This window comes from Sporosarcina sp. USHLN248 (assembly GCF_037144575.1).
GTDB lineage: Bacteria > Bacillota > Bacilli > Bacillales_A > Planococcaceae > Sporosarcina > Sporosarcina contaminans.
The window spans coordinates 39,206-45,560 of record NZ_JBBCZC010000033.1 but is presented as its reverse complement, the minus strand read 5'-3'; the positions used below and the strand labels follow the sequence as shown (position 1 = coordinate 45,560).

The window sequence follows — 6,355 nt, the reverse complement described above, 5'->3', positions numbered from 1 at the left end:
AAGCTGGCGTCCTGGCTCGGAAGTCATGCCCGTAGAGGCTCGCTGTCAAGTCGCAACTGCAAACGCAGGCAGACCTTAAAACTTTTGTGCAGTTTAGTGTTGACAATCCAATCTATAGATGCACTCTATAAGATTGAACTTACAATCTCTTCTCGCTCTCTTTATTTTTCAATCTGAAAAATATCTTGAAATTCCAGACCTAATTGCTGAGATATTTTCTTTGCAACCGCTGGGCTAGGGTTTTTCTTATGATTAACAATTTGGTTAAAGTAATTTTCACTTAATCCGGTATGTCTCGAAAACCCACGTTGAGAAAATCCCTTTTCAATTAACATTGCTCGTAATTTATCGGAATCTTTAACAATGATTTTCATGTTTTAATTTTCCCCTCCTTTTGTTAAATGCGTGTTCTTAAAGATAAATAAAAAGAGAAAACCACCTTTAAAAGACTGCAGCATACACAACATCGCTGTCACTCTATAGAAATGGGGTTTTCCCTTATTAGACCTATATTCAATTCTATTTTTTAACCGTAACAACTATATTCTAACAATCTTTTTCTATATTTTAAGAGATCAAACACATTAATCCACTTCACTTAGAAACATCATTGCTATTTTTTCATTTTCCTTTTTAGATATTATTTCTCTTACACTCGCTTCAGGCATAACAACTGGGTATGTCATCTTTTCAATACGGCTTTTTATTCTCCCAGCAGGATACTTCTTTTGGAGTAACCGTATTGACATATTCGAAGTAATAATAGTTGGTCTTTTATAACTCATTCGCTCATCTAAAATTTGTGTTAAAATTTCCTCTGACCAACCTGTTGTTTTCTCAACACCTAAATCATCCATTACTAATACTGGTGCTTGCTTAAAGGACTCCATTAAATTATAAAAGTTCCTTTTAGGGTCATTGTTAGAAAATGAATGCGCATATTTACTACCGAAATATACATTGACTTGATCTTATACTTGATGATGAGTTCATTGGTAATGGCAATTGATAGAAGCGTTTTTCCAGAGCCTTTTGTATTACTGTAAAAGTATAGCCCTTTACCCATATCCTCCATCTCTAAATATTGCTCAACATAACTTGTAGCAATTTTCTTAGCACATAATAATAGGAACGATTGTCAAAGGGATCATTAAAATCAGTCGCATAGGACAAATATACCTCTCTATTTTCTAATGTTGAGAATTTCATATTATTAAGTTCCTCATTATCTGTCAGAGAATAATACTTAAAAACTTCATTTGGCACATATAACTTAATGACTTTGTAAATTGTATTAAATGCATCATTAGGAAAGTAATCTAGGGCTTCTAAAAATTTGACATAATCAATTGGATTTTCTTTAATATACTTTTCTCTCTGATTATTATCCATAAGACCCCTCCACTATCACAATACTTCAACTAGGTTATCTTTTTTAAATAAGCAAAGTTAATTATTGATAATCAACATAAACTATTTAATAAACTCCATTTTCCCCTTCCACTATTTTCATAGTAATATAAAGCTGAAAGGAGGACAAATATGGTAATAGAAATTAAAAGAGTGGCTATCTACGCCCGCGTAAGCACAGAGGAACAAGCAAAAGAAGGTTCGCTTAGTACTTCAAATTATGGCCTCAATCGCTGAAATGGAGCGAAACACATTAGCCGAAAATGTTAAGCTTGGAATGAAAAAGAGGGCCTTGGAAGGGAGATGGAACGGTGGAGTTGTATTTGGATATGACACTGTTAAGAAGCAACTAGTTATCAATGAAAAAGAAGCTGAAGTAGTACAATTAATCTATCATATGTATGCAGATGGTAAAGGACTAAGAGCGATTTCTAACCACTTAAATAAAGCCGGGTATAAGACTAAGCGTAATCGTTATTTCTCCATCAATGGGGTAGCACAGATCCTAAACAATGTAATATATATCGGTAAGATAAGTTGGCTAAAGTTTGAAAACTGGGATTCCAAACGTAGAAAGGGAAAAAATCCAAATCCGATTCTAGTAGAAGGAAAGCATGAACCTATTATTTCGGATGAATTATGGAGCGTTGTACAAGCGAGGAGAAAAAGTAAATCATTTAAGCAACGCCAATCAAACGAACCATTCCTGCTTAGTGGCCTTTTACGCTGTCCTGATTGTGGACAGGGTATGGTCCCTTCGATTACAACATATACACGTAAAGACGGTACGAAACAAAAACATCGTTATTACGTCTGTAGTGATTTCCATAATAAAGGTTCTGCTGCTTGTAAAGCTAATTCTATTAAAACTTATGAAGCAGAAGATACGGTTATCAAGAAAATTGAACACTTTAATCCTAATTGGAAAAGGTTATATAAAACAATCACTGATATTAGTACTAGTTCTGCTCATACGATAACTCAGCTTAATAAAGAATTAGGGGAGATTGAAAAGCAATTAAAGGAAATTGAACAATTACAAACAAGGTATATGGAAGCCTTCGAGAAAAACACTCTCCCTGTTGATATTCTACAAGAACGGTTACAGTTAGAACAAAAGAAAAATGAGCTTATAATACAATTAGGTTCTGTCGATTCAAAAGTAATTCAACCAGATTTGATTGAAAAATCACTAAAAAAATTCCTATCAGTTTATAAGAAGTCATCTAGAGAAAAACAAAAGCAATTATTACAGTTATTAATTGCTAATATTACAATCAAACGAAAAGATAGATCCAGAACAATTAAAAACATAGAACTTGAATTTTATTTTACTGAAATGAATATATCCAAAAGCTTTATACTTATCCATTTGCTATATCGAGAAACGGATAATGAACATACATTTTCAATACCCGCCTCTGACAATGAATTACCACCTTATCTTCAACTTTTTTTGCCTCTATTTGTGGTACGGTTCCCCCCGCATAATCCGAAACCCACGATAAATCTGCTCCAACAATACCAACTTCATCAGCTGATGCGGAAACGTCATTTTTGAGAACGACAGCAATTCATCCGCCCGCTTCAGTGCGTCTTTATGTAATCCGAGAGATCCGCCGATAACAAAAACGACTTTGCTTCGGCCGTATGTCATCAATGATTCCATTCCTTCAGCCAATTCTTCGCTTGTTTTCATCTTTCCTTCAATCGCTAACGCTATGACGTATGCATCGGGGCTAATTTTCGCCAAGATGCGGTCCGCCTCTTTTTTCTTAACGATTTCCATATCTGCTTCGCTTAACGATTCGGGTGCTTTCTCGTCAGGGACTTCAACGAGGTCGATTTTGGCGTAGGCGCCTAATCGTTTGGCGTATTCGTCGATGCCCATTTTCAAATATTTTTCTTTTAGTTTGCCTACTGTAACAATTGTAATATTCACAGGTTGTCCACTCCTTTTTAAAAGTTATAAACAGGACTTATGCACATATCCACAATACTTATCTACATATTGTGTCCGATTATTCGTTCGCCACAATATACAAAGCAAGCTCCTCACAGTAGCTACACTTTGTGGATAACTTTTCGTCTTCATTTAACTCTTTCATGATTGGAAATGTTTCATAGTTTGCGACGAAAACGTCAAGTGCATGATTTATATGGGTTTGACAGCTATATGTTTTCATTTTAACTCCTTCTTTCCATTTTTATTTTTTACACAAAGTTATGCACAAATTCAGGTTTTTTATCCACATTGCTTTTTGGAGGGCAAAAAAACAGGCAGGAGAGCCGATGTTCCGCTACCCTGCCCAATGTGGATAATTTTTTGTAGAGTGTGTGTAAAAATTGTAACATGAACGCTCTATTTTTAAAAAGTATTGCCGTCTTTGAGTACCATTTCAATGTCCAACGGTTTGCCGTTTCGATAAACTTTCATTTTCATCGTTTGACCAACTTCTTTTTCATTATATAAATGTTTGCGAAGGCTAACCATATCCTCGATTTTCTCTCCATCCATTTCCACTATAACGTCGTATCGTTGCACTCCCGCTGCTTGTGCAGGCGTGTTTTGGAAAACTTCCGTTACGACTACACCGCCCGTTATATTTTTTGGCAAGTGCAATACTTCTTGTTGCTGGTGCGTTGGGATATCTTGAAGATTCAACAAGCTGACACCCATTGTCGGACGATTTACTGTGCCTGTCGTTTCAAGATGGTCGATAATCGGGATAGCAATATTGATTGGAATTGCCAAACCGATTCCTTCAACAGTAGCTTCTGAAATTTTCATGGAGTTGATGCCAACAAGTTGTCCAGCCATATTAATGAGCGCGCCGCCAGAGTTTCCTGGGTTGATGGCTGCATCAGTTTGCAGAACGTCCGCCTGCCAATCTACACTGCCATTATTATCGAAATCAATCGGGATGGAACGGTCTTTACCGGATACAACGCCAACTGTTACGGATCCTGCAAAACCAAGACCTAATGGATTTCCGATCGCTATGACTGTTTCTCCTCTTTTCAATGCATCTGAATCGCCAAATTTAATGACAGATTTTACGTGCTTCGCATCAATTTCGACAACAGCCAAGTCTGTCCACAAATCGCTTCCGATTAATTTCCCATCCACTTTCGTCCCGTCATCAAAAGTAATCTCAAGCTCTTGTGCATTTTCGACGACGTGATGATTCGTAACGATATAAGCTTTATCTCCCGATTTCTTATAAATGACTCCTGAACCTGAGCCTGTCTCTCTCGTCATTTCAGAGGACGACCAAAAATCACGGACTGTTTGCAAGTTCGTAATACCGACTACTGCATCCGTCACTTCTCCGACGATTTCCGTAATATCTGTATTAATATCGACAGACAGCTGCTCTTTTTGCAGCGCATTTTCATTGCTCTTTACATTATCAACTAAAGGCGTCTCCTCATTATTTCCCGCAATTGCATTCATTAATAAAAAGACAAGCAATCCTCCAATAACGGCGCCAAGGAGAGAAGGCAAAAAACCACCGCGCCGCTTCACCGGTCTCTCTCTCATATGATTTGGTTCATTTTCATGGTTTTTTTGTTCAAAATTATGTTCTGAAATTTGTTCAGAATCTTGTTCAGGAACAACAGGTTCTTCCTCCCGACGCGGCTCTTTGTTGTATTCGTCCATTTTCCTCTCCCTTTCTGTAGGCAGTTACTTTTACTTTACCCATTTAAATTGTAATTCAATTATATTTGCCGTCATTTCATTCATAATCCAGAAAAAGATTTGTGAAGATCTTGCTTTAGGTTGTAATGAAGGACAGGTTTTATGTAGATAAGTGCAGCGTTACTTATTGCAAGCGAAACATTACATGTCCAAAACGTTTAGGAATGCCTTTTTAGCGTTACTATACTGGCGCAAGCTACTCATTTTCTGGCGCACATATAATAAATACTGGCGTGAACTGATCTGTTTTTGGAGTAAACACAATAAATACTGGCAAAACAATCCGTTTCTGGCGTAAACACAATAAATACTGGCGCAAATCAATTCTTTGAAGATGCACATCTACAAGCACCACTGATTCTCCCACTATCCAACAATCAAAAAAACACCACCGAATGTTAGGCCTGTCTAACATTCAATGGTGCGATTACTTTTCTTCCTACTTAGACAGGTACAAGTTCAGTCGGCTTTTCTGCGTCGGTGTCAAACAGATGGACATATTCGCCTGTACGGATGCCGCATGTTTCCAATGTTTGCGAAACACTCATCCTCGCCAAGTCTTTCATATTATTATCCTTACTTAAATGTGATAAGTAGATCATCGTTTCTTTTTGCGCAACGACTTCGCTCATCGCTACCGCTGCATCTTCATTGGACACATGTCCAACATCGCTTAAGATGCGCCGCTTGACGGACCAAGGATAGCGCCCCATTTGCAGCATGCCGACATCATGGTTGCTCTCAAAGACAAATGCATCCGATCCAGCAATATGACCTTTCATGCGATCGCTCACATAACCTGTATCTGTAATGATCGATAGCTTGCGGCCATTTTCATGGAATACATAAAACATAGGGTCCACTGCGTCATGTGATACAGCAAAAGATTGAATGTCCAACGTGCCGAATGACATCGTTGCCTCCATATCAAAGTGAAATCGCTGTTCCATCGGAATTTCTCCGACGAGTCCATCCATTGCTCGCCATGTTTTTTCATTCGCATAGATGGGTACTTTGTGACGCCGCGCCAATACGCCAATCCCTTTTATATGGTCACTATGCTCGTGTGTAACGAGGATGCCGTTCACTTGCTTCATCGATCGACCGATGCTTTCAAGTTGCTGTTCCATCCGCTTTGCACTAAGTCCCGCATCCACTAAAAAAGCATGTTGCTCTGTCTCGATATAAACGGAATTCCCTGTACTCCCGCTCGCCAAAACACTAAAGCGCATTTATAAAAAC

8 protein-coding genes are annotated in these 6,355 nt (G+C 38.0%); 1 reads left to right on the top strand and 7 read right to left on the bottom strand.

What is annotated here, in order from left to right; genetic code table 11:
- Positions 1-161 precede the first annotated feature (161 nt).
- From WFH04_RS13415 to WFH04_RS13405, 3 genes are all read right to left on the bottom strand, one after another.
- The gene (locus WFH04_RS13415) at positions 162-374 is read right to left on the bottom strand and encodes a helix-turn-helix domain-containing protein (RefSeq protein ID WP_336824563.1); all 213 of its coding nucleotides are present in this window, start codon (positions 372-374) and stop codon (positions 162-164) included.
- Positions 375-584: 210 nt separating this feature from the next.
- Positions 585-890, bottom strand: a complete 306-nt coding sequence (locus tag WFH04_RS13410; RefSeq protein WP_336824562.1) for a P-loop NTPase family protein — start codon at positions 888-890, stop codon at positions 585-587.
- 187 nt (positions 891-1,077) lie between these two features.
- Positions 1,078-1,392, bottom strand: coding sequence for a hypothetical protein (locus WFH04_RS13405; RefSeq protein ID WP_336824561.1), 315 nt, complete (start codon positions 1,390-1,392; stop codon positions 1,078-1,080).
- A gap of 238 nt (positions 1,393-1,630) precedes the next feature.
- Here WFH04_RS13405 and WFH04_RS13400 point away from each other — a divergent pair, with 238 nt between their 5' ends.
- On the top strand, positions 1,631-2,971 hold the full coding sequence (locus WFH04_RS13400; RefSeq protein ID WP_336824560.1) for a recombinase family protein: 1,341 nt from the start codon (positions 1,631-1,633) through the stop codon (positions 2,969-2,971).
- Here WFH04_RS13400 and rlmH read toward each other — a convergent pair.
- The 4 genes from rlmH to WFH04_RS13380 all read right to left on the bottom strand — a co-directional run bounded on the left by rlmH (position 2,873) and on the right by WFH04_RS13380 (position 6,345).
- Positions 2,873-3,352, bottom strand: a complete 480-nt coding sequence (gene rlmH / locus WFH04_RS13395) for a 23S rRNA (pseudouridine(1915)-N(3))-methyltransferase RlmH (RefSeq protein ID WP_336824559.1) — start codon at positions 3,350-3,352, stop codon at positions 2,873-2,875. The two genes, WFH04_RS13400 and rlmH, sit on opposite strands and share 99 nt — an antisense overlap.
- Before the next feature lie 79 nt (positions 3,353-3,431).
- On the bottom strand, positions 3,432-3,596 hold the full coding sequence (locus WFH04_RS13390; RefSeq protein ID WP_336824558.1) for a CxxH/CxxC protein: 165 nt from the start codon (positions 3,594-3,596) through the stop codon (positions 3,432-3,434).
- Between the two features lie 182 nt (positions 3,597-3,778).
- Positions 3,779-5,074 (bottom strand): S1C family serine protease, encoded by a 1,296-nt coding sequence (locus tag WFH04_RS13385; RefSeq protein ID WP_336824557.1) that lies wholly within the window; start codon positions 5,072-5,074, stop codon positions 3,779-3,781.
- Between the two features lie 482 nt (positions 5,075-5,556).
- Positions 5,557-6,345, bottom strand: coding sequence for an MBL fold metallo-hydrolase (locus tag WFH04_RS13380; protein ID WP_336824556.1), 789 nt, complete (start codon positions 6,343-6,345; stop codon positions 5,557-5,559).
- Positions 6,346-6,355: the final 10 nt, after the last annotated feature.